The organism is Mucilaginibacter metallidurans (assembly GCF_003286435.2).
Lineage (GTDB): Bacteria > Bacteroidota > Bacteroidia > Sphingobacteriales > Sphingobacteriaceae > Mucilaginibacter > Mucilaginibacter gossypii.
Genome location: NZ_CP043449.1, coordinates 6,753,109 through 6,775,099 on the forward strand (window position 1 = coordinate 6,753,109; position 21,991 = coordinate 6,775,099).

The 21,991-nt window shown below is 44.1% G+C and carries 19 protein-coding genes; 6 read left to right on the plus strand and 13 right to left on the minus strand.

Annotated features, from left to right (window positions below):
* Nucleotides 1–45: 45 nt before the first annotated feature.
* Nucleotides 46–762 carry an SAM-dependent methyltransferase gene (locus DIU38_RS29070; protein WP_112658842.1) on the plus strand — a complete coding sequence of 239 codons (717 nt, stop codon included), beginning with the start codon at nt 46–48 and terminating at the stop codon, nt 760–762.
* A complete protein-coding gene (locus DIU38_RS29075; RefSeq protein WP_112658840.1) occupies nt 759–2,369 on the plus strand; it encodes an FAD-dependent oxidoreductase in 1,611 nt (536 codons plus the stop codon). Before DIU38_RS29070 ends, DIU38_RS29075 begins: the two co-directional genes overlap by 4 nt.
* Before the next feature lie 69 nt (nt 2,370–2,438).
* Here the strand turns inward: DIU38_RS29075 and DIU38_RS29080 are convergent, their stop codons facing one another.
* From DIU38_RS29080 to DIU38_RS29115, 8 genes are all read right to left on the minus strand, one after another.
* Nucleotides 2,439–4,265 carry a gliding motility-associated C-terminal domain-containing protein gene (locus DIU38_RS29080; RefSeq protein WP_149354200.1) on the minus strand — a complete coding sequence of 609 codons (1,827 nt, stop codon included), beginning with the start codon at nt 4,263–4,265 and terminating at the stop codon, nt 2,439–2,441.
* Between the two features lie 326 nt (nt 4,266–4,591).
* Nucleotides 4,592–5,533 (minus strand): acyltransferase family protein, encoded by a 942-nt coding sequence (locus DIU38_RS29085; protein WP_112658836.1) that lies wholly within the window; start codon nt 5,531–5,533, stop codon nt 4,592–4,594.
* Nucleotides 5,534–5,614: 81 nt separating this feature from the next.
* The gene (locus DIU38_RS29090; protein ID WP_112658834.1) at nt 5,615–6,316 is read right to left on the minus strand and encodes a LytR/AlgR family response regulator transcription factor; all 702 of its coding nucleotides are present in this window, start codon (nt 6,314–6,316) and stop codon (nt 5,615–5,617) included.
* 376 nt (nt 6,317–6,692) lie between these two features.
* A complete protein-coding gene (miaE, locus tag DIU38_RS29095; RefSeq protein WP_208057661.1) occupies nt 6,693–7,292 on the minus strand; it encodes a tRNA-(ms[2]io[6]A)-hydroxylase in 600 nt (199 codons plus the stop codon).
* A 207-nt stretch (nt 7,293–7,499) separates the two neighbouring features.
* Complete coding sequence (locus DIU38_RS29100) at nt 7,500–7,955, minus strand: FKBP-type peptidyl-prolyl cis-trans isomerase (protein ID WP_112658832.1); 456 nt, start codon at nt 7,953–7,955, stop codon at nt 7,500–7,502.
* 79 nt (nt 7,956–8,034) lie between these two features.
* Complete coding sequence (locus tag DIU38_RS29105) at nt 8,035–8,499, minus strand: FKBP-type peptidyl-prolyl cis-trans isomerase (protein ID WP_112658830.1); 465 nt, start codon at nt 8,497–8,499, stop codon at nt 8,035–8,037.
* A gap of 63 nt (nt 8,500–8,562) precedes the next feature.
* Nucleotides 8,563–10,308, minus strand: a complete 1,746-nt coding sequence (aspS, locus tag DIU38_RS29110; RefSeq protein ID WP_112658828.1) for an aspartate--tRNA ligase — start codon at nt 10,306–10,308, stop codon at nt 8,563–8,565.
* Nucleotides 10,309–10,398: 90 nt separating this feature from the next.
* A complete protein-coding gene (locus tag DIU38_RS29115) occupies nt 10,399–10,848 on the minus strand; it encodes a hypothetical protein (RefSeq protein WP_112658826.1) in 450 nt (149 codons plus the stop codon).
* 398 nt (nt 10,849–11,246) lie between these two features.
* Here DIU38_RS29115 and DIU38_RS29120 point away from each other — a divergent pair, with 398 nt between their 5' ends.
* The 3 genes from DIU38_RS29120 to DIU38_RS29130 all read left to right on the plus strand — a co-directional run bounded on the left by DIU38_RS29120 (nt 11,247) and on the right by DIU38_RS29130 (nt 15,802).
* Entirely contained in the window at nt 11,247–13,700 is a 2,454-nt protein-coding gene (locus tag DIU38_RS29120) for a TonB-dependent receptor (protein ID WP_317131815.1), read from the plus strand.
* Nucleotides 13,701–13,754: 54 nt separating this feature from the next.
* A complete protein-coding gene (pnuC, locus tag DIU38_RS29125) occupies nt 13,755–14,387 on the plus strand; it encodes a nicotinamide riboside transporter PnuC (RefSeq protein WP_112658824.1) in 633 nt (210 codons plus the stop codon).
* A gap of 323 nt (nt 14,388–14,710) precedes the next feature.
* Complete coding sequence (locus DIU38_RS29130) at nt 14,711–15,802, plus strand: acyl-CoA dehydrogenase family protein (RefSeq protein WP_112658822.1); 1,092 nt, start codon at nt 14,711–14,713, stop codon at nt 15,800–15,802.
* On the opposite strand, the gene DIU38_RS34995 is transcribed toward DIU38_RS29130, so the two are convergent.
* The 4 genes from DIU38_RS34995 to DIU38_RS29150 all read right to left on the minus strand — a co-directional run bounded on the left by DIU38_RS34995 (nt 15,779) and on the right by DIU38_RS29150 (nt 18,431).
* Entirely contained in the window at nt 15,779–16,081 is a 303-nt protein-coding gene (locus DIU38_RS34995) for an arsenate reductase/protein-tyrosine-phosphatase family protein (RefSeq protein ID WP_407716489.1), read from the minus strand. The two genes, DIU38_RS29130 and DIU38_RS34995, sit on opposite strands and share 24 nt — an antisense overlap.
* Before the next feature lie 192 nt (nt 16,082–16,273).
* A complete protein-coding gene (locus DIU38_RS29140) occupies nt 16,274–16,870 on the minus strand; it encodes a hypothetical protein (RefSeq protein ID WP_112658818.1) in 597 nt (198 codons plus the stop codon).
* Entirely contained in the window at nt 16,870–17,610 is a 741-nt protein-coding gene (locus tag DIU38_RS29145) for a hypothetical protein (protein ID WP_112658816.1), read from the minus strand. The genes DIU38_RS29140 and DIU38_RS29145 overlap by 1 nt, the downstream gene beginning before the upstream one ends.
* Nucleotides 17,611–17,894: 284 nt before the next feature.
* Nucleotides 17,895–18,431, minus strand: a complete 537-nt coding sequence (locus tag DIU38_RS29150; protein WP_090532080.1) for a YfiT family bacillithiol transferase — start codon at nt 18,429–18,431, stop codon at nt 17,895–17,897.
* A gap of 90 nt (nt 18,432–18,521) precedes the next feature.
* Between DIU38_RS29150 and DIU38_RS29155 the strand changes: the two genes are divergently transcribed.
* A complete protein-coding gene (locus DIU38_RS29155) occupies nt 18,522–20,351 on the plus strand; it encodes an FAD-dependent oxidoreductase (protein WP_112658814.1) in 1,830 nt (609 codons plus the stop codon).
* Between the two features lie 170 nt (nt 20,352–20,521).
* On the opposite strand, the gene dinB is transcribed toward DIU38_RS29155, so the two are convergent.
* Nucleotides 20,522–21,640 carry a DNA polymerase IV gene (gene dinB / locus DIU38_RS29160; RefSeq protein ID WP_112658860.1) on the minus strand — a complete coding sequence of 373 codons (1,119 nt, stop codon included), beginning with the start codon at nt 21,638–21,640 and terminating at the stop codon, nt 20,522–20,524.
* Nucleotides 21,641–21,991: the final 351 nt, after the last annotated feature.

Below are 21,991 nucleotides of genomic sequence, written 5' to 3' on the forward strand. Positions count from 1 at the left end.
TCCTTTTGATAGCTTAAATTAAACAAAAAACACCAACTTTGCAATATGCCCTATGGAACCCTTTATTTAATTCCCGTACCGCTGGCCGATGACGCGGCTGCAAAATCATTTACACCATACCTTACTGGTACCATAAACAGTATCAAGGAGTACATTGTGGAGAATGAAAAAACCGCCCGTCGCTTTTTAAAAGAGGCCGGCTTGAAAACCCCGCAAAGCGAGCTTTTGATCCATGATTATGGCAAGCATAACCGCGACATGGGTAAGGCTGACTTCTTTAAAGGCCTGCAAGCAGGTAATGATGTGGGTTTGATGAGCGAAGCCGGCTGTCCCGGTGTTGCTGATCCCGGTGCCGAGATTGTGGATAAAGCCCACCGCATGGGCATTAAGGTTGTACCCCTGGTTGGCCCAAGTTCTATTTTGCTGGCGCTGATGGCTTCAGGCTTCAGCGGACAAAGCTTTGCATTTCACGGCTATTTGCCTATTGATAAGGTGCTTCGTGCTAAAAAGATCAAAGAGTTGGAAAGCACAGCCATAAAGCTTGATCAAACCCAGCTATTTATCGAAACACCTTTTCGCAATAACCCCATGCTTGAGGAGATCCTGAAAACAGGCAATCCCAAAACCAAGCTTTGCATAGCCTGCGACCTGACCTCCGCAACCGAGTTTGTGCAAACTAAAACCATTGCCGAATGGCAAAAGAAAGTGCCTGACCTGCACAAGCGCCCAACCATCTTTTTACTCTATCACGGTAATAAATGACCATAAGCCAGCAGCATACCCCGGTTGTAATAGTAGGCGCCGGTCCATCGGGTTTGATGATGGCCGCTCAGCTTTTGCGCTATGGTGTGCAGCCGGTAATTGTTGATAGCAAGCAGGGACCAACCACACATTCAAAGGCGCTTGCAGTTCAGGCTCGGTCTATGGAGATTTACCGGCAGATGGGCGTCATCGATAAAGTGCTCAATGATGGTAAACGGGCAGCAGGTGTACAGTTTAATCAGGACGGTGAAGAGGTTGCCAGTCTTTCGCTTGCCAATGTTGGCGAAACGCAAACGGCTTTTCCATTTATCCAGATGTACCCGCAGAGTAAAAATGAGCGGTTATTGCTGGATTTTATTACCCTCAACTGCTGCCCGGTATACTGGAACACATCGCTGCTGTCACTAAGCCAGAATTCAGATAAGGTAATACTCAGGTTGCAAAAAGGCGAGGAACAAACCATTACCTGCGACTGGCTGGTTGCGGCAGATGGTGCCCATAGCACTGTGCGCAAAAAACTGAATATTCCTTTTAACGGGGATACCTACCAGCATCAATTTTATTTGGCCGATATAAAAATAGAGGCCGACTTTGGCGATAAGGTTAACCTGCTCCTTTCAAAAAAAGGCTTTGCAGGTTTTTTCCCTATGCCTGATGAACGGAGCTATCGTGTGGTAGGTAACCTGCCCGATGAATTTGATAAAAAAGATGAGCTTCAAATTGGCGAGGTGTTACCTCATTTGCGGGATGTAACCCAACAACAGATCATTGTTGAACATACCAACTGGTTCACTACCTACCGTCTGCATCACCGCATGGCCGATAAATTCAGGCAGCAGCGCTGCTTTTTAATTGGTGACGCCGCGCATATCCACTCGCCGGTTGGCGGACAGGGGATGAATACCGGCTTGCAGGACGCCTATAACCTGGCCTGGAAACTGGCAGGTGTGGTTAATAACCAGCTTAAGGTATCGGTGTTAGATAGCTATGCGCAGGAAAGGATGCCGGTAGCAAAAGAGCTCCTTAATACTACCGACCGGATCTTTAAAATGATCCTGTCGCGTAACTGGTTCATTAACTTACTGAAGAAATATTTGCTGCCTGTTGTTTTAAAATGGGTATGGAGTAAACCCAACCTTCGCGAAGCGTTTTTTAAACGGGTATCACAAACCGGTATCTCCTATCGCGACAGCACCATAAACCTTAACTTAAGTCATGCCAGCCAGATCAAAGCAGGCGACAGGCTACCTTATCTCAAAGTGTTCGACGAAAAACGGGAGGTGGAAACCGATCTGCATGAATGGTGCAATAAACCGGGTTTTACGCTCATCTGTTTAGGCAAGCTCAAAGAGCTCGACCTGTTTACCATCGCCAAATGGATAACCCAAAACTATGGGGCCAGTCTCAACTTTTTTTACCTGCCGCCTTCGACAAAAAATCAACACGTTTTCGATGCTTTCGCCATTAAAGAAAACCAAAAAAAAGCACTCATCACCCGTCCGGATATGCATATCGGTTTTTTAAATGATGTGGTGGATATTGATATGATGGATAATTATTTACTGCATGTAGTGGGGGTGAAGCCGATCATAGTTCATGGTTCATAGATCATGGTTGCCTGCGAATTGTTCCTGCCTGCGTATTTTCGCCATGAACTATGAACCATCAACCATGAACTAATAAACCACCATCACCCAGCCGCTCATTACATTCCCATTCTTTAAATCTATCACATAATAATATGTTCCTGACGGAATACCCTGGCCGTTAGATCTGCCATCCCAGGCTTCAGGATAGCCTGTGCTTTTAAACACCAGGCCGCCATAACGGTTAAATACCTGCGTTGTCGAGGTTGGGTAAGTATTCAGCGCCTCTATCTCCCAGGTATCATTAACCCCATCACCGTTGGGTGTAAAAGTATTGGGGATAACTACTTTTTTATAAACACGTACAAATACCTGGTCGGTTGCTTCGTCACCGCAGCCTGAGTTTGATACCACATGCAGGGTGTAGGTGATATCTTCCATTGGTGCAGCTGTAGGCGTAAGTTCAAGGCTGCTGCTCAGGTTATCGGTCGGCGTCCAGTAATAGCTTACGTTGGTTCCTTTGGTGCTGCCGTTAAGTGTTGTTGACTGGCCCTGAGTAATGTACCTGTTGGGCCCGGCATTGGCCATAGGCTTTTTTATAACATCTACTTGTACTGTGGCTGTCGAGGTACAAGTGCCGTTACTTACTGTTACAGTATAAAGTGTATTATCTGTTGGGCTGGCTACCGGGTTAGCGATACTGGCATCTGAAAGGCCCGTTGCCGGCAACCATGAATAGGTTAAGCCTCCGCTGGCGTTTAATGTAACCGAACTCCCCTCGCAAATTGGCTCAACCGCATCAACAGCAGCAACAGGTTGGGCGTTCACTACAACCGGCACGGTTGCTGTGACTTCGCATCCCGAGGATGATTTAACCGTAACCGAGTATGTACCCGCTGCTGCAGCAGTAACGTTATCGATAGTTGGGCTTTGAATGGCCGATGTAAAACCATTTGGCCCTGTCCATTGATAACTCACCCCGGTTGATGCACTTAGCGTTAACGTTGTGCCTGCGCAAACCGGTGTATTGGCCGTTGCTGTTGATTGAGGCGGTGCGCCAACCGTAAGTGTTAGCACATTTGATGCAGACCGGCAAAGTGCCGAATTAATATTACCCGCCTGCGCCGTTACTGCCCGGTAGTAATAAGTACCAGCCACTGACGGCGATGTTATCTGGTAATTTGAACTGGTGCTGTTTGCTCCGGTAATGTCCATCCAGGCCCCACTGCCGTTTTTGTATTGCCATAAAACGGTATAGCCACTGGGGATGGTCGTATTGAGTGTATAGGTCTGCGGAACATCTGAACAGGCCGATGCTGTATTGGCTGAGCTTGAAGTGCTGAAGCTGGCCTCTATAACAGGGCCATAAGGCCTGAAAACAATATCATCAATGGCAAGGTCATTGGCAGGGGCACCGCCGGCGCTGTTATTGATCATTTTGATCACCACATCGCCGACACCAGCCGGTAGTGTAAAATTGAACGACTCCTGCACCCATTGATAATTGTTGCTTGTGCGGGCAATGGTGCCGGTATTAAAGCTTTGAATAATTGTTCCGTCAGTTTTTTCGATGGCGAAAGTAATGTTAGGCGGGCTGATATCATTGCTTCTTAACAAATTCACTACCCAGGCCGAAAACTGGTAGGTGGTATTGGAACATAAACCGGTAATGGCGCGCTTATAAAAATAATCGGTTTTGGATACGCTGGCATTTACCACCATCATATAGCCGCCTGTATTGCCTGTATGGTCTGTGGCCGACCACCAGACATTGCCTGCACCCGCGGTAGTGTTTTCAATGGTATAAGAGCCGTCGCTGGGGAAATTGGCACTGCTATATGTATAACTGGTTGAGCCCGAATCGGCAGGCAAGGCACCCGAATGTGTTGAACTGCCCGAGCCAAAGGTGATGCTCACCACAGGATCGCCGAGGCTTTGCGCGTTTGTTTTACGAACTAATAAAATGAGAAAAAAGCTGATTAGGGGAGTAACTTTTTTGCTTCCAACGGAATACTGTTTTTAAAAAAGCGCCTGCATGTAACTACTAACACGCAGACGCTACTATCGCAACTATTATGAAAAGGGGTACTAATAAACCATTTATGGGTTATAATTGGTTTATGATATAAATATGGGACTAAAGCCGGCATTCATCAATAATGTATCGATGAATAGCGCTTTTGTATTGGTGAATGTAAAAAGGATTGGAAAAAAGTTTAAACCGCCTGTAAATAACCAGGTAATCAGTACCTGATCCGTTTGGATAGCCGTAAACAGGGCAGCTCCACCATGCGATAAAACAGGTAAGCAAAACTGATACTCACAGCAATGCCTGTTAAAAACTCAAACGCCCTGAATCCAAATGTTTTTGGCAGGTGCATACCCATAAAAGCTACAAGACTACTCCCAACAACATCATGAGTAAGGTATAGCGAAAAAGAGATGTTGGAAAAAAACGTAATAACAGGGTGGCGCTTTAAAGGCAGTATTAAAAGGACAAGTGCCAGAAGGCCGGCAACCATAGGAAGCCACCCCGCACTATAAAAACCATAAGCGCTTACAGCTACACCATATATCAAAACTTCAGTTAACCCTCTTTTACCTGTTAGGTACAGGTAATATAATATGCCAAGAGCAAAAAACGGAAAAACGTTTAACAGTGTTGATCCGGGCACGGGTATAAATAAAGGCAGGAGGCAAATCAGGGGCAGGGAGATGGCGCCCCACTTTTTTATAATAATTGGAAAGAAAACACCGATGAACAGGTAATATTGAAACTCAATCCCCAGCGTCCAGTAAACGGGGTTCAAATACGGGCGACCGATAAAATTGTTGATATAAGCTAAGTGGGTTAATATGTTACTGATAGCAGGCCGATAATTTGCGTTTAATAAATACCCGGCCAAAATGGTCAATAATATGGAGACTATGTAAGGGGGCTCAATTCGTGTTATTCTTTTTAAAATGTATTTGGGGAATAAGGCCCAGCTATAATTTTCAGGAATAGCCCAGCAAATTATAAAACCGGATAACAGGAAAAACATCTGCACGCCCAGCCAGCCATAGTGTAAGCCGGGCAATGATTTGCCGCCAAGATGAAACAAAGCTACCGCCAATGAAGCTATTGCCCTGATATAATCAACCTGCTGAATATGTTGCCTTGTTTTATTGTTTGCTAAAGTCATTTATATAAAAGCCAAATGCGTAAAGCTTAAAGCCAATTGATTAATATTATTGATAAGCCGATTGAAAGAATTGCGCTCATTTTACTTCTGTTTTGACCAGTTGCGTGCAAAATCATTATAGCTTTCGCTTACCGGGAGCTCAACATTTGTAAGCCGCACCTTACGGTTTTGGATAGACCGGATCTTATTAACAGGTACGATATAGCTGCGGTGAATGCGCTGAAATTTGGCGGAGGGCAATTTCTCCAATATCTTTTTCATGGGTATCAGCGTAAGGACGGTTTTATCATTAGTGATATGGATCTTGATATAATCCTCCATACTTTCAATATATTCAATAGTATCCAGGTCTATTTTAACCATGCGGTATTCGGAGTATACATACAGGCTTTCTTTAGCTTCGTCGTCGGTGGGCTTGTTTTTGTACTTGTAGTAATCAATGGCCTTTTCAACGGCTTTGGTAAAGCGTTTAATATCTATCGGTTTTAAAATATAATCAATCGCTTCCAGTTCAAAACCCTCATACGCAAACTTTTTATAGGCGGTAGTAAATATTACCATGGGTTTTGCCTGCAAAGAGCGCACAAGGTCAATGCCGGTAACATCGGGCATGTTGATATCAACAAAAAGAAGATCTATTGGGGTGTTTTTTAAAAATTCGGCGCCGGTTATAGCATCTTCAAAAGTATTAACCATTTGCAATGCCGGGAAGCGTGATACATATTCGTTTACAAGCCTTAAGGCCAGCGGTTCATCATCAATGGCGATACATTTAAGCACCATAATTTAAGTTTGTAAAGTAAGTTGAACAATATACTCATTATTCAGGCTGCTTATATTTAACAAATGCTTGCCGGAATATAAATATTCCAGGCGCTGTTTGGTGTTGCTTATGCCGATGCCGGTACGCTGGTAATCTCTTTGCCGTACACCAAAGACCCGGTTTTTGCAGTAAAATGAAATATTGCGCTCATTAATATTAATTCTGATATCAATAGCAGCAGGTTCGCGCTTGCTTACGCCATATTTGTACTGGCCCGGGGGTATTTAAAAAAACAGCGGAAAGGCCATGAACAGTCTTAAGTTAAAAGTCTATAGTTCTAACTCGCAAGGTAGTATACAGATCAACACTTCAGACTTTCGACATCTGACTCAAAACTTACCCATGAATAGTTTCACCCTTACCGTAGTTCTGAATTACCTGGGCTTCATATTCCAGAAATTGTTTCCAGCGGGCTTCAACATCAATTTCTTCAGCGTATTTTTTGGCCAGCCGAATAAACATGGAGTAGTGGGTTGCTTCGCTTACCATTAGTTCGTGGTAAAAAGTGGCCAGTTGTTCATCATTAATATTTTCGGACAGCACTTTGAAGCGTTCGCAGCTCCTGGCCTCTATCATGGCCGAAAACAGCAGCCTGTCAATTAGCTGGGCTTCGCGGCCACCGCCGGTGATAATAAATTTTCTGAGCTCGTTCACATAGTTGTCCTTCCGCTCGCGGCCGAGGATATAACCGCGTTCCAATATAATATCATGTACGCGTTTAAAATGATCCATTTCTTCCTGCACCAATAGGGCCATTTCCTGTACCAATTCACTCAGGTTTGGGTTTTGAACAATAAGGGTAATGGCATTGCTGGCCGCCTTTTGTTCACAAAAAGCATGATCGGTCAAAATTTCTTCAATATTGCTCTCTACCACGTTTTTAACCCAAAGCGGATCGGTAGGCAACTGCAGTTTTAGGATGGTTTTCTCACTCACAGTACAAAGATAGTTTTTGGAGGTGAAAGGTTAAAGGCGAAAGGTAAAAGGTATTTTTACCGTGGAGATAAAAAAAAGAAGACCATCTTTGTGGGATAGCCTTCGTTATTGGCGCTTGATTCGGTATGAGTACCGGTTGCCGTGTTTAGCACATCATGCCGGCGGTAAAAACCATAACAGCAAAGTTTTTCTATATCATTAATTAAATCAACTAAAACTAAGCAGATCAATTGTAAATACCAAAACCGAGTTTGCGGGGATGCTTCCGGCCGCACTGTTGCCGTAGCCTTCTCTTGAGGGAATCACCAAAATAATCCGACCGCCGGTTTTTACATACGGCAGGCCCGATTGCCAACCCTTGATAAGCCCCTGCAGGCTTTGGTTAATGGTGCCCGAGTCAAACGTAGTTCCATCCAATAGTTTGCCGGTATAGGTTACTTTAACGGTCGAGTTAATGGTTGGATTTGCACCTGTTCCCTGGGTTACTATCTTGTAATAAACACCAGAGCCATCAGCAGTAGCATGAAAAGCAGTGTCGGTACCGATATAAGCTTTAATTGCGGCATCATCCGTGGCTGCCTGTTTTGAGGCATCGAATTTGTCTTTTGAGCACGAGGTTAGGATCACTAACGGGGCGAATACGAATAATAGAAATTTCTTCATTAGTTAATAGTTCTGTTTGGATTAGTTTGACGCGTAAAAGCTACAGAACGCTACAATAATTGAACTTATTTTGGGAGGATTAGTTAAATTCTGTTAAATCTACAGTGAACACCAATACCGAGTTTTCGGGGATGCGGCCTACGCCATTTGCGCCATAGGCAAGGCCCGAGGGTACAATGAGCAATATGGTGCCGCCCTCTTTTACCAATGGGATGCCTATTTGCCAGCCTTTGATCAAACGGTCTAACGAGCTTGAAAAACCGCTCGCTTTATCAACTACCATATCATTTAACAATGCTGCGGTATAATTTACAGTGACCAACGAATTTTCGTTAGGGTTTCTCCCCTTGCCTTCGGATAAAACCTGGTAATAAATACCGGAGGGGTGTTTCTGCACTTTGATCTGCGGGTTGGCCTTCAGGTAAACGCGTATCAGCGAATCATCTGTTTTGGCTTGTTTAGCCCGGTTTAATTTCGCTGAATTATCACATGACATCATCAGTGTAATAATAACCGCGCTTAGCAATAGAACATATTTTTTCATGATGGAGGTCCAAATAAAAGCCCCCTTTGCAATAAAGGAGGCTCAGTGTATGTTTTGGGTTAGTTAAACCGTTGTTTTTATTTTTAGCTCGGTCATTTGTGCTTCGGCAATGGTTGATGGTGAATCGATCATCACATCGCGGCCCGAATTATTTTTAGGAAATGCGATCACATCGCGAATTGAATCCAAACCTGCAAATATCGATGCCAAACGATCGAAACCAAAAGCAATACCACCATGCGGAGGTGCTCCATATTCAAAAGCATCCATCAGGAAGCCGAATTGTTTTTGTGCTTCCTCCGGCGAGAAACCAAGGTGCTTGAACATCAATGATTGCAAGCCGCGGTCGTGGATCCGGATAGAGCCGCCACCAATTTCGGTACCGTTGATCACCAAATCATAAGCATTGGCACGTACAGCTCCCGGTTCGGTATCCAGCATGGCAATATCCTCTGGTTTGGGTGAAGTGAACGGATGGTGCATGGCATGATAACGGCCGCTTTCTTCGTCCCATTCCAGCAACGGGAAGTCAACAACCCATAGCGGCGCAAAAGTATTTTTATCGCGCAGGCCTAAACGGTTGCCCATTTCCAAACGTAGCTCATTCAGTTGTTTGCGTACTTTATCGGCACCACCGGCCAGGATCAGCATCAAATCGCCTTTTTCGGCATTGAAAGCAGCGGCCCAGTTGGTCAGCTCATCTTCATTATAGAATTTATCGACTGATGACTTCAGAGTACCATCCTCATTGTAACGGCAGTATATCATGCCGGTTACACCGATTTGCGGGCGTTTTAACCACTCGGTAAGCTCATCAACCTGTTTACGGGTATAACCTGCGCAGCCTTTGGCGTTGATGCCAACAACCAGTTCTGCATTGTCAAAAATGCTAAATCCTTTGCCTTTAACAATATCATTCAGCTCAACAAACTCCATCCCAAAACGCAGGTCGGGTTTGTCAGATCCGTATAAACGCATAGCATCTGAATACAACATGCGCGGCAGTTCAACCAAATCAATACCCTTTACAGTTTTGAACAGGTGACGTGTAAGGCCTTCAAAAATATTCAGGATATCTTCCTGGCTCACAAACGAAAGCTCGCAGTCGATCTGGGTAAACTCTGGCTGGCGGTCGGCACGTAAGTCCTCATCCCTGAAACATTTTACTATCTGGAAGTAACGGTCAAAGCCGCTCACCATCAATAATTGCTTAAAAGTTTGGGGCGATTGCGGGAGGGCGTAAAATTCACCTGCGTTCATGCGGCTTGGCACCACAAAGTCACGCGCGCCTTCTGGAGTCGATTTGATCAGTACCGGGGTTTCTACCTCGATAAAATCAAGATTATCTAAATATTTACGCACTTCCTGCGCCATTTTGTGGCGAAGCACCAGGTTGTTGCGGATAGGGTTACGGCGCAGGTCGAGGTAGCGATATTTTGCACGCAGTTCCTCGCCGCCATCGGTTTCGTCCTCAATCAGGAACGGCGGCAGCTTGGCGGCATTAAGCACTTCAATATCAGTAACGGCAATTTCAATTTCGCCGGTTGGGATTTTGGTATTCTTGCTGGCCCGTTCAATTACATCACCGGTAACTTTGATCACAAACTCACGACCGAGCCCGCGGCTTTTTTCACGCAGGGTAACATCTGTATCTGTGTTAAATATCAATTGGGTTAAACCATAACGGTCGCGCACGTCGATGAAAGTGGTACCGCCCAAATCGCGCGATTTTTGTACCCAACCGCATAAAGTAACGGTTTGGCCTAAATGGCTGATATTTAATTCGCCGCAGGTATGAGTTCTAAGCATAACAATGTTTTATAAAAGTCTGCAAAAGTACATTTTTGAGGCGAAAGGAGAAAGGTAAAAGGAGAAAGGTAAGAAAAGAACAGGCCATCATTAATTTTTATTGAAAGGATCGGGATATTTTGGTGTTTGATAGCCCATTCTTTTTTTCAATAGCTTTATCCTTTTGAGCCATCTTTTGATATCTGCTGCAAACCTCTCTAAATCAAAGTCATCAAATTTGTATTTGGCAATTATTGCAATTGTTTCAGAAGCAAGACGTTCCGCGATTATTTTTTCTCTTTCGTCGTGTTCTATCTTGATAAATTCATTGTAATCAAGCATTATATCCATATAAAGCAATTTCTCTTTTTTTGAATGCCTGATTCGTTGCTTGAAATTAAGTTCCGGATCTCTGCACATGAAAACTACTACAACCCCATTAAGAGAAGTGCCATAATTTCTTTTTTCGAAAAACTCTGTATATCCAAAGTCTGAAAGAGTATGAAGAACTTTATCAACCCTCGTTTCCCAATTAGTATCACTTAACAGGCTAAATTTCATAACTACCGGGGTTGTTTACTATTATAATGTGATTAAGGTTTATCGAAAATAAGTATCTTATCCTATAAATCCGAAGTTCCACATCCAAAATCCGAAATCAAAACCTATCTTTGCCTCAATAATTCTCAAGGGGTGCCCTGCTTTGGTTGCAAAACAAACTGCAGATTGTTTTACCAAACTGAAAGACGGGCTGAGATCATACCCAGGGAGTAAGTCAATAAGTACTAAGTTTTAAGCCTTAAGTCAAAGCGACTTTGGACTAACGACTTCCGGCTCACGACTTCCCCCACACCTGATCCGGATAATGCCGGCGGAGGGATAAAGGTAAATAAGTTAAGTGTACTGCCGCGTTACCCTGGCGCGCAGATGGTTTAACTCAATTTTTGTTTTACAACATTTTGAAAAATTTATTTGTGGCTGTTATGGCCCTGTTGTTGCCTGTTATGGCATCGGCCCAGCTTTCGATTTCAGGAAAAGTGACCAATCAATCCGGCGAAGTATTGCCCGGCGCAACTATTACTATTTTAAACCCTCAGCAAAGCACCGTTACCGACGCTGCAGGTAAGTATAGTTTTAACGATCTGAAAAAAGGCAACTATACCGTTAAAGCAAGCTATATCGGCTATCAGCCTTTAACCAAAAGTGTTACGCTTGCTGCTAATCAATCAATCAACTTTTTATTGGGCGGCAGTACATTTACTGCTGATGAGGTTACTGTAACCGCTACCCGCGCAGGCAAAAACTCGCCGACGGCTTTTACTAACCTCAGTAAAAAAGATCTCGAAAAAAACAACTTTGGCCAGGACTTGCCTTATCTGCTTAACCAAACGCCATCGGTAGTGATCAACTCTGATGCAGGTACAGGTATAGGTTATACGGGGATCCGCATCCGCGGGTCAGACGCATCGCGCATTAACGTAACGGTTAACGGCATTCCTTTAAATGACGCGGAAAGCCAGGGCGCATATTTTGTCGATCTGCCCGATTTCGCATCATCTATCAACACCCTGCAAATCCAGCGTGGTGTGGGTACCTCAACCAATGGAGCAGGTGCCTTTGGTGGTAGTATCAACGTACAAACCGCTACCCGCAGGGATACCGCTTATGCTCAGCTCGATAACTCGGCAGGTTCATACGGTTCACTAAAAAACACCGTAAGCGTAGGGACTGGTCTGCTTGGCGGCAGGTTCAGTATCGACGGCAGGTTATCGCGTATCCGTTCCGACGGGTATATCGCCCGTGCATCAGCCCGGTTAAAATCCTTTTTTGTAAGCGGTGCTTATTATGGTGATAACAGTACTTTAAGATTAAACGTGTTCTCGGGCCATGAGCGTACTTACCAGGCCTGGAACGGTGTAGCCGATTATGTAATAGGCGATGATACCCGCCCGGATAACCGTACTTATAACGAACTGGGAGATATGGGTAACGGTGCCTTTTATAAAGACCAGGTTGACGATTACCTGCAAAACCATTACCAGTTACTATATGATAAAAAGTTTTCGGATAAACTGTCGTTCAGCGGGGCCCTGCATTATACTCATGGCGAGGGTTATTACGAAGAGTACAGGAAAGGTGATGCTGTGAGTAATTATGGTTTATCACCTGTTATTTATGGTACCGATACCATTTCAACCACTAATCTTGTTCGCAGGCTTTGGCTTAATAATGATTTTTATGGTGTTACTTATGCCTTAAAATATCAGCCTACTACCAAACTGAACTTCAACCTTGGCGGCGCCTATAACGAATATAAAGGTGCGCATTATGGTAATATTATTTCTGCCGAAGAAAGCATAGGCGTTGGTCCTAACTATCAATACTATCGGGATGATGCCAAAAAGAAGGACTTTAACATTTTTGGCCGCGCCGAATGGCATGTAGACAAATTTTTGTTGTATGCCGACATGCAATACCGCCACATAAATTATTCGTTCTTCGGTATTGACAAAAACCTTAACAATGCCCAGCAAACAGCACAGTTAAATTTCTTTAATCCTAAAGCTGGTGTTACTCACCAGTTTAATGAGCACAGTAATGTGTATGCCTCCTTTGCGGTGGGCAACCATGAGCCCAACCGCGATGATTATGTCGACTCGCCTCCGCAAAACCGGCCGAAATCCGAAAATCTGAAAGATTTTGAGGCCGGCTACCGCTTCAGCTCACCTGTTTTTAGTGGGGAGTTGAATGGTTTCTACATGCTATATAAAAATCAGTTGGTATTAACCGGGTCATTGAATGATGTAGGTAGCCCGGTGCGTACCAACGTAAAGGACAGCTACCGCGCGGGTTTGGAATTCAGCGGAAAAGTGAAAATCACTGATCAGTTAAACTGGAGCGCTACCGCAACCCTCAGCACTAACAAGATTAAAAACTATCACCAGTTTTTCTCTAATTATGATGATGGCTCGCTGGTTGAGGAAACATTTGCCAAAACAGATATCGCCTATTCGCCGTCATTCACCGGTTCAAGCGTAATCAGTTACAGCCCTGTTAAAGGCGGGGAAATTGCTTTTATCAGCAAATATGTTGGTAAGCAGTACCTGGATAATACCATGAACCGTAATCCCGAAGGTTTTGGCATTGCGCCTGATAATGCTGCTAATCCTTATGCCGCCAACCGTTTGCTGAACAGCTTTTTTGTGAGCGATGTGAGGTTGAGGTACAGCTTCAGTGTTCGCTCGGTTAAAAACATAACTGTTGGTCTGCAGGTTAATAATATCTTCAGCGAGAAGTATGAAAATAACGGTGCTACCTACCCGGATATTGAAGGCGGGCATGTAATTAACTACAACTATTACTTCCCGCAGGCGCCGCGAAACTTTATGGCTTCGTTAAGTTTAGGATTTTAAATGAGCACTAATTTTTACGAATTGGATCGAATTTCACGAATTGAGGATTAGGATATGAATCATTGGCTCGACCTATTCATTGAACAAATAAAGGAAACCACCTGGCTGCAATGGCTTGCCGTTGCACTGGGGGTTACCGAGGTATTGCTGGCCCGCGTAAATAACATATTGTTGTACCCGGCAGGAATATTGGGTACGGCCATCTCTATATTTCTGCTGATGGAAGTTCATTTATATGCCGAATCGATACTTTACGGTTATTACATTGTAATGAGTGTTTATGGTTGGATCTACTGGGTAAAGAAACGGAACGAGCCTCCGGTAAAAATTACCTACTCCACCAAAAGTGAATGGATAATAAGTTTGGCGATCAGCATTGTGGGTTGGGTGGTATTTTATTACATGATCAAAAACCTACCTGCTAAGTATTTTACACCGTCAAACGTGCCCGGCTGGGATGCTTTGGTATCCTCTACCGCCTGGGCAGGCATGTGGTTGCTGGCACGCCGTAAAATGGAGAATTGGATTTTTTTGAACATTTCCAACTTTTTCGCGGTACCGCTACAGTTTTATAAAAAATTGCCGCTGTTTGCCATGCTCACCATCTTCCTGTTTATTATAGCGATATGGGGGTATTTTGAGTGGAAGAAACAGGTAGAGGCAGAGCGGTTGGTGGTTGGAGATTAGAGGTTAGGAAAAATGTCCAATGGCCAGGTTGTACCAGGTGTTCAATTTTAAAAAGTGTAAACACCCGGCGTTTTTTGAAAAATAAACATTATTGATAGTCAATACTTTACGAATTGGTTAAAATTCAATTTTAATCAAATTGAACGCCTTGGTTCTGGTAATCAGCACTTTGTGTTTTTAAGGGGCCGAAACGTTGAACACCCGTTTTTCAAAAATTGAACACTGACAAAATACTGTCAGTATCTTTTGTTATCCTGATGGTAAATTGAGTATTGTCTGTTACGCTTTAAGCCTTTTGCTTTCAGCTTTAAGCTAAATAAAAAATGCATCCATCAAAAAATTTAAAACCCGAATGGGTTGATATCATCCGGAAAGATGCTCCTGCAGCCGAACAGGCCGGCAAGTTGCAGCCCGGCCAGCTGGAGCTTATTTATGAGCGGGGTTGGTTTAAATTTTTAGTGCCGCAGGCTTATTCCGGTCTGCAATTGGCGTTGCCGCAAATGGTACGACTGGAAGAAAGTTTGGCCTGGGCCAATGGCAGCCTCGGCTGGGTAGTAACCCTTTGTGCAGGTGCAGGTTGGTTTGGCGGATTCCTGGATCCGGCTTTAGCTGCAGAGGTCATGACCAATCCGCAATTATGCCTGGCAGGTAGCGGCGCATCAACAGGTACAGCTACCATTAGCGGAGATGGCTATATCATCAACGGTACCTGGAAATATGCCAGCGGTGCGCATCATGCAACCCATATCACTGCAAATTGCATCATTAAAAATGAGGAGCAAACCGTTTTGAATGATGAGGGCGAGCCACTGATATTACCTTTTATTTTTGATAAAAAAGATGTACATGTTTTCCCGGCCTGGAAATATGTTGGTATGATGGCCACCGGGAGTGATGCTTATGAAGTAAAAGACATTTATGTTGATAAAAACCGCTGTTTTAAGATCGATCCGCAATATACGGTTGTAAATGAACCTTTATACCGCTACCCCTTTCTGCAATTAGCTGAAGCAACTTTAGCAGCGAACCTTTCGGGCCTGGCGGTTCATTTTCTTGACCTCTGCGGACCGGCGTTTGATGAACGGATGAAAAATCCGCGTTTAACCAACCCTCAAAAAGGATACATTAAACAATTATTGGCCGATCAAACCATCTTACTCAATGCGATCCGCGCCGAATTTTACCGGGCTGTTGATAACTCATGGAACAACTTTGAGTCGGCCGATAATAACGGCTTGCAGGAAGTAAGTTTAATGAGCCGGAAGCTGGCCAAAGTTTCGCGCGAAAGTGTGGATAGGCTTTATACCTACTGTGGTTTATCTGCCGCCAACCCCGATACGGAAATTAACCAGGTATGGCGGGACCTGCATACCGCAGGTCAGCATTCGCTGTTAACCTTTGAATCGATTGATTAAAAGATATTCGTTTAGCTCGTTTCTTAGAAGACCAATCAGCTGCTTGCCGGTTATGCTGAAGCGTTGTTTCAATATTTCCTTATGCTTTTGCTCCATCACGAAGATTACATCAGCCCGGTCAATCATTTTTTGATTCACCCTTACCCGCGCCTTATAACTGGTACCTGCCGATGAAGCTTTGTGCAAAGGAAGGTTCCTGAATAAAGCCTCGGCTGTCGGGCTGCGCCACTGGTTTTTACTGCAAATGAATATACAACTTGGGACAAAGATAAAATAAATTTTGCGTCACACTTGACAAACGAGAGTGTTGTAGCATATATTTGCTTTAGTAAAAATATTTAAGAATTAGGCAGAGATGCGGGTTCGATTCCTGCCAGTCCCACTAACTGCAAATATCTAATTGGGACTGTAGCTCAACGGATAGAGCCTCCTTTGACTTTGTAAACGGTAGGTACAAAAGCCTACCGTTTTTTATTTAGCAAAATCGTATATTTTTTTACCATCATGACTTGTGGTAAAGTCCGCTGGGTCGCCGGTAAAACAATGAACGGGTAATTCTATTTTATTGCATAATGTTGCAAAGCCGCTATCATTGGTCAACACAATATCGGCTTTATACATTTTTGCCACAGAACAGATTAACATATCTTTTCTAATTCTGTCCTCTACATTGGCTAAATTACCGCCAGTTGGATAATTAACAGATGCTTTTAGTTCCTTTATCGTAGTGTTGCCCAAATACCTCTCCAACCATGAGTTATGATAAGCGGCGGCATCAGCGTCAAAGGCTATTATTTCTAAGTCAGTAGCACCGCATACCGAAACCAATGCTGATGCAGTTTCTTTGTGTTTGTTTCCGCAGTGGAATAACTCCGCGACATTTATTGAAGTAGTTTGAAAAGTTATCTTATGTTGAATTTCGTCTATAAGATCGAAAAACATATTCGTTTGATTTATACGTTTCTCAACGTCAGGTGATGCTGTGGTCAAATCAACTCGAAGTCGATCTATAAATACACCTGTATCGACGAAAATGTTATAAAGTTTAGTTATCGACTTCGTAGCCATTAATTATTTCTAAGGTTTTGCAGCAATTGTGCGGAATCTTCAATATGGTCAAAAATATCACCATATTCTTTTTTTACGTTTTGTACTGTATTATAAAATTTATCATTTAATAGCGTAAAATCAAGCAAGTTAGATTGCGTGGCTTCGCCATTGGCGATCTCTATTCTGCTTCTTATCCTAAATCGAATGTTTGCATTCTTATAAAACTTGCTTAGTTGTAATTCTTGTTCTCGTGTTACATAAATACTGTATTCAAAGCCGTTAGAAGTGCGTACAAATACATGCGGGTTTGCCTCTACCTTGCCATATAGAGCCTGTACCTGCCCTGTAATACTTGTTATAGAATAATAATAATTTTTATCTTCTTTTTTTGTTAGGCTACTTAATTTAATTTTTCTTTCGTCCCTTGTATTTGATACGGTGATATGCAATCCTTTTTCAAAAAGAAGTTTATTCAGTGCTATAGCGTAATCTTTTTCGTATTTGGGCAACCTTTTGAAATTATTGTCACCAACGGCTTCGTGTATCTCGTTAAACTTATCGACACCTACTTCATCATCGGTATCCAAGGTCGGGCTGTACGATGAGTTTTCAATATCTATAAGTGTAAACGTAGCCGCCTTATCCCCTAAACACCTTATAAGTTTAGACAGCAATTCGGTGAGGTCTTTTATGTTGATCCCGTCCTCATTGGATAACTTTCTGTTATTACCCTCTATTTGTAATTTACACCTATACATATCTTGTTGAACGAAATTATAAAATAAATGTTATTTGAGCCTTTTTTACTCATAGAGGCTGGTAATAAAAAGTAATTGACCTGTTATAATTACTTAACGTCCCATCAGGGTCTCTCGCAGAGGATCCTGATGTATACGCCATGCAGATTCGCTGGTCAGGTATCCCGTTAGATGTTTAAAGGGCGGCGGGCCTCAGGGTCCTCTTTGAGAGACCCTGAGGGAACATAAACTTTATTCCTGTAAAACACACCTTTCGCCTTTTACTTTTATCCTTTCACCTCAAATCAAACCTTCGCAAATTTCTTCACCGTTTCGGTTACATGTGCCAAATGGTGGTTGCTATGCCATGCGTACAGGGCCAGTCCTTTTTTCAGCGATATCGTTTCGCCCGAGGCCGGGTGAACAAATGTGCGTGCCCATTCGTTTTCGGTGAAACTTTCAAACAGGGCTACAAAATGCTGATGGATGCCTTCCAGCATTTTTAATGATGGCTCAACCGGCAGGCGATAATCTGGTAGTAGCGCCCAGTCGGCCTCTTCATATGGCTTTATAGTTGGGTTATTTTCAGTGAGGGCAAGCTTAAAGCGGGTAATGGAATTCATGTGGCTATCGGCCAAATGGTGAATCACCTGGCGCAGTGTCCAGCCGCCGGTGCGGTATGGCGTATCCAGTTCCTGGTAATTAAGGCCGGCAATTGCATGACGCAGCTTCCCCGGCAGGGTAGCAATATCTTCAATCCAGCCGCGCATATCTTCGGTAGTGTAAGAAGCCGGGGGCGCAAACTTCCCGATAGGGTATTTCATTTGTTCGTCTGTCATCATAAATGTTAAAAAAATTTAAATTAGGTATTATTTTATACTACCACAAGCTTTTGACCTATTTTAGCGTTCTGTAGATTGTTAATTTAACTAATGATAAAAAAGTTACTGGCGGTACTTTTAGTTTTTAACTGTACGCTATCCTTTGCGCAAACCATTAAAACCGATATATTAGTTGTAGGCGGAAGTGCAAGCGGAACATCCGCCGCCATACAGGGTGCACGAAGCAAACTAAAAACCATGCTGGTTGATCAAGGCCCCTGGCTTGGCGGCAGCATGACGGCTGGCGGGATGTGTATAATTGAAGGTAACCGCAATTTACCAACAGGCATCTGGGACGAGTTCAGGCGCAGGGTGCGTGATTTTTACAGCAAAACCCCGGGTTATGATACGGCTTACAATGCTACGCTAAGATTTGAACCATATACCGGGGCCGCTATCCTCAAAAAAATAACCGATACGGTAAAAAACCTCACTGTAAAACTAAATACCCCATTTACAGCTATTAAAAAAGATGGCACCGGCTGGGATGTAACTATCAGCCTCGACGGGAAAACCGCTACCGTAAAAGCTAAAGTAGTTATTGATGCTACCGAAACCGGCGATGTGGCCGCCAAAGCAGGCGAAACCTACGTTTATGGTTTTGAGGGTAAAAAGCAAACTAACGAGGCCCTTGCGCCTGATAATGAATCGGCACAGTTGCAGGACCTTAGCTGGATTGCTATTTTGAAAGATTTTGGTGCCGCGGCAGATAAGACGATTGCCAGGCCCGATGGCTATGATGCCTCTGCTTACGCCTGTCTAAAAGGAAAGGATCTTAAGCAAATGCTCAATGATGGCAAGCTGCCCAACGATAAATACATGATCAAATGGGCCGAATGCGGAAACCAATTCCCTGTTACCCCTGATAATTTAAAGCCGGAAAACCGGGAAGCTTTTTATGCCAAAGCACGCTTGCATACTTTAGGTTTGATCTACTATCTGCAAACCGAACTGGGCTATAAGAACCTCGGGTTGGACGAAGGCTTTACTACACCCGATCATTTGCCATATCTCCCATATTTGCGCGAAGCCGGTCGCGCGGCGAAAGGTTTGGTGAGGATGGTGCTGGATGATGTGTACAAACCTTACGACCGCGAATCAAAGCTTTACCGTACAGCCATTGCCGTTGGCGATGCTTCCCCGGGCCAGCATTATACAGATGCCAATGCTCCGAAAGTTATTTACCCGCCTTTCCCTGCTTATGGAGTGCCGTTAGGAGCTATCGTATTGAAAGATCTGGATAATTTACTGGTAACGGAAAAAGCCATGTCGGTAACGCATTTGGTAAATGCCAGCACCATGTACCCCTCGGTACAAATGGCTATTGGGCAGGGTGCCGGTGCAACCGCAGCCTATTGCGCCTTTTTTAAAACCACCACCCAAAACTTAAATGTACGGATAATCCAGGGCGAACTGCTGGATTTTAAAGCCTGGATCATGCCCTTTGCCGATATTAAACCAGCCGACCCGTATTTCCGGGCCATGCAACAGATAGGTGCTTCAGGGTTACTAAAAGGTGTACAAAAAGCAGATGGCAATACCGCGCGTTTGTTATTTCAGCCTGATTCCTTAGTTGCCACAGCCGAAATCAAACCAACACTGGAAGAGATTTATACCCGGGGCTTTTTATGGTTTAATAAAGAGAAGCCCGGCCCGGTATTCACGGTAGGAAACCTATTATCGTTTATCAGCGAAACTACGCTAACCGATCCGCATACTTTGGAGATTGCCATGCAAAAGGCCTGGAAAGATCAATATAAATTCAGTTCTGCTTTTGATATGAAACGGCCGGTAACCCGTCTTGAATTTGCTATACTGGCCAACAGGTTTTTTAATCCTTTTGCACGGTCGGTGGATGTTGCGGGGAGGATGGTGAATTAAGCATCATCATTTGACGATAATAATCATGTCATTGCGAGCATAGCGTGGCAATCGCACGGAAGCAGAGCGGCCATGCACAGCATGCGATTGCTTCGTCGTTCCTCCTCGCAATGACATGAATTTAAGTAAAGCGGCCGATAAGCCGTGAGGAAACGGCCTTGGGGAGTGACTTACAACTCCAATTCCAACTGATCTCCCGGCCCAAGCTCTTTATCATCCCGCTGCTTAACCGGCAATTCGCCAAAGTTTGAAAGCGAAATGCCCAACAGCCGCACTTTTACATCATCAACACCCGTGGCAGCCATCAATTGTTTGGCCGTATGGCTGATTGTTTCCAGATCGTTTACCGGTGTGGGGAAGGATTGATTGCGGGTGATCTGTTTAAAATCGTGGTATTTTACTTTGAGCGTGATGGTACGACCTTTGAGTTCATATTTGAGCAGCCGGTTATGAACGGTGACCGCTATCTTATCAAGCTCAGCCTCCATTTCCTCAAGAGTTGTCAGGTCATAGGCGAAAGTATCTTCGGCACCCAGTGATTTAGTTTCGCGATGGGGTTGCACTTCGCGGTTGTCAATCCCGCGTACTATCTGGTAGTAAAACCTGCCAACCTTGCCAAAGTGTTTTACAAGGTCACTTTCCTCCAGTCGTTTCAGGTCGGCCCCTGTGTGCAGGCCCAGCTGTTTCATTTTTTGAGCGGTCACCTTACCTACACCAAAGAATTTTTCGACAGGCAGCTGCTCCATAAAGTTTTCGATGCTTGATGGCCCGATAAACTTTAGGCCATCTGGCTTATTAATATCAGATGCTATTTTGGCTACAAATTTATTGATAGACACTCCTGCCGATGCGGTAAGTTGCAGTTCGTCTTTAATAGCCTGCTTAATGAGTTTGGCTATTTCAATTGCCGAGCCGATGTCTTGCTTGTCGTTGGTTACATCCAGGAAAGCTTCATCTAAAGAGAGCGGTTCTATCAGGTCGGTATAACGGCTAAAGATCTCCCGGATATGCTGTGATACCTCGCGGTATACATTAAACCTTGGCCGTACAAATAATGCATGCGGACAAAGCTGTAGTGCCTTTTTCGATGACATGGCCGACCGGATGCCAAACTTCCTGGCCTCGTAACTGGCGGTGGCCACCACACCTCCCCGACCTTCGGGCAAACCGCCCACTACCAACGGTTTACCCCGGTACTCCGGAAAATCCCGCTGCTCAACCGACGCGTAAAAAGCATCCATATCAATATGGATAATTTTACGGTGAATATTTGGTGATTGCTCCGTCATGGTGATGAAAGCAAATATAGGCGGGTTGCTGGCTTGCTGCAATTGTTGTGGCAGGTTTGAGTGTCGCTAAACTCAAATGCTACCGCAAGCGCGATGTTATTAAGTTAAGGGATTGACAGGTTGCACCAGAGGTGCAGACGGTTTGTAGAAATCAAATAAACAGTTTTTAGTGTGCCAGACGTACACAACTCCGGTGTTCCGTATTAACTCGCGCTCGTTTTTAACGAGTGCGTAACTGGGTTTGCGTTTATAACGCACGGGCGATACAATCGCCAAACCATATTAAGCGCTCGTTGCAAACGAAGCGCAAGATTGGCATCATGCTGAGTTATGCAGGCGGTTTGTCAAGTT

Bases quoted from the DNA above. Each gene is read 5' to 3' on its own strand.
- DIU38_RS29115 (WP_112658826.1), bottom strand. From the start codon at position 10,848: ATGAAATTTAGCCTGTTAAGTGATACTAATTGGGAAACGAGGGTTGAT.
- DIU38_RS29105 (WP_112658830.1), bottom strand. From the start codon at position 8,499: ATGAAAAAATATGTTCTATTGCTAAGCGCGGTTATTATTACACTGATG.
- DIU38_RS29150 (WP_090532080.1), bottom strand. From the start codon at position 18,431: ATGATGACAGACGAACAAATGAAATACCCTATCGGGAAGTTTGCGCCC.
- DIU38_RS29075 (WP_112658840.1), top strand. From the start codon at position 759: ATGACCATAAGCCAGCAGCATACCCCGGTTGTAATAGTAGGCGCCGGT.
- DIU38_RS29145 (WP_112658816.1), bottom strand. From the start codon at position 17,610: ATGTATAGGTGTAAATTACAAATAGAGGGTAATAACAGAAAGTTATCC.
- DIU38_RS29085 (WP_112658836.1), bottom strand. From the start codon at position 5,533: ATGACTTTAGCAAACAATAAAACAAGGCAACATATTCAGCAGGTTGAT.
- aspS (WP_112658828.1), bottom strand. From the start codon at position 10,308: ATGCTTAGAACTCATACCTGCGGCGAATTAAATATCAGCCATTTAGGC.
- DIU38_RS29155 (WP_112658814.1), top strand. From the start codon at position 18,522: ATGATAAAAAAGTTACTGGCGGTACTTTTAGTTTTTAACTGTACGCTA.
- DIU38_RS29070 (WP_112658842.1), top strand. From the start codon at position 46: ATGCCCTATGGAACCCTTTATTTAATTCCCGTACCGCTGGCCGATGAC.
- pnuC (WP_112658824.1), top strand. From the start codon at position 13,755: ATGAATCATTGGCTCGACCTATTCATTGAACAAATAAAGGAAACCACC.
- DIU38_RS29090 (WP_112658834.1), bottom strand. From the start codon at position 6,316: ATGGTGCTTAAATGTATCGCCATTGATGATGAACCGCTGGCCTTAAGG.
- dinB (WP_112658860.1), bottom strand. From the start codon at position 21,640: ATGACGGAGCAATCACCAAATATTCACCGTAAAATTATCCATATTGAT.
- DIU38_RS29140 (WP_112658818.1), bottom strand. From the start codon at position 16,870: ATGGCTACGAAGTCGATAACTAAACTTTATAACATTTTCGTCGATACA.
- DIU38_RS29130 (WP_112658822.1), top strand. From the start codon at position 14,711: ATGCATCCATCAAAAAATTTAAAACCCGAATGGGTTGATATCATCCGG.
- DIU38_RS29100 (WP_112658832.1), bottom strand. From the start codon at position 7,955: ATGAAGAAATTTCTATTATTCGTATTCGCCCCGTTAGTGATCCTAACC.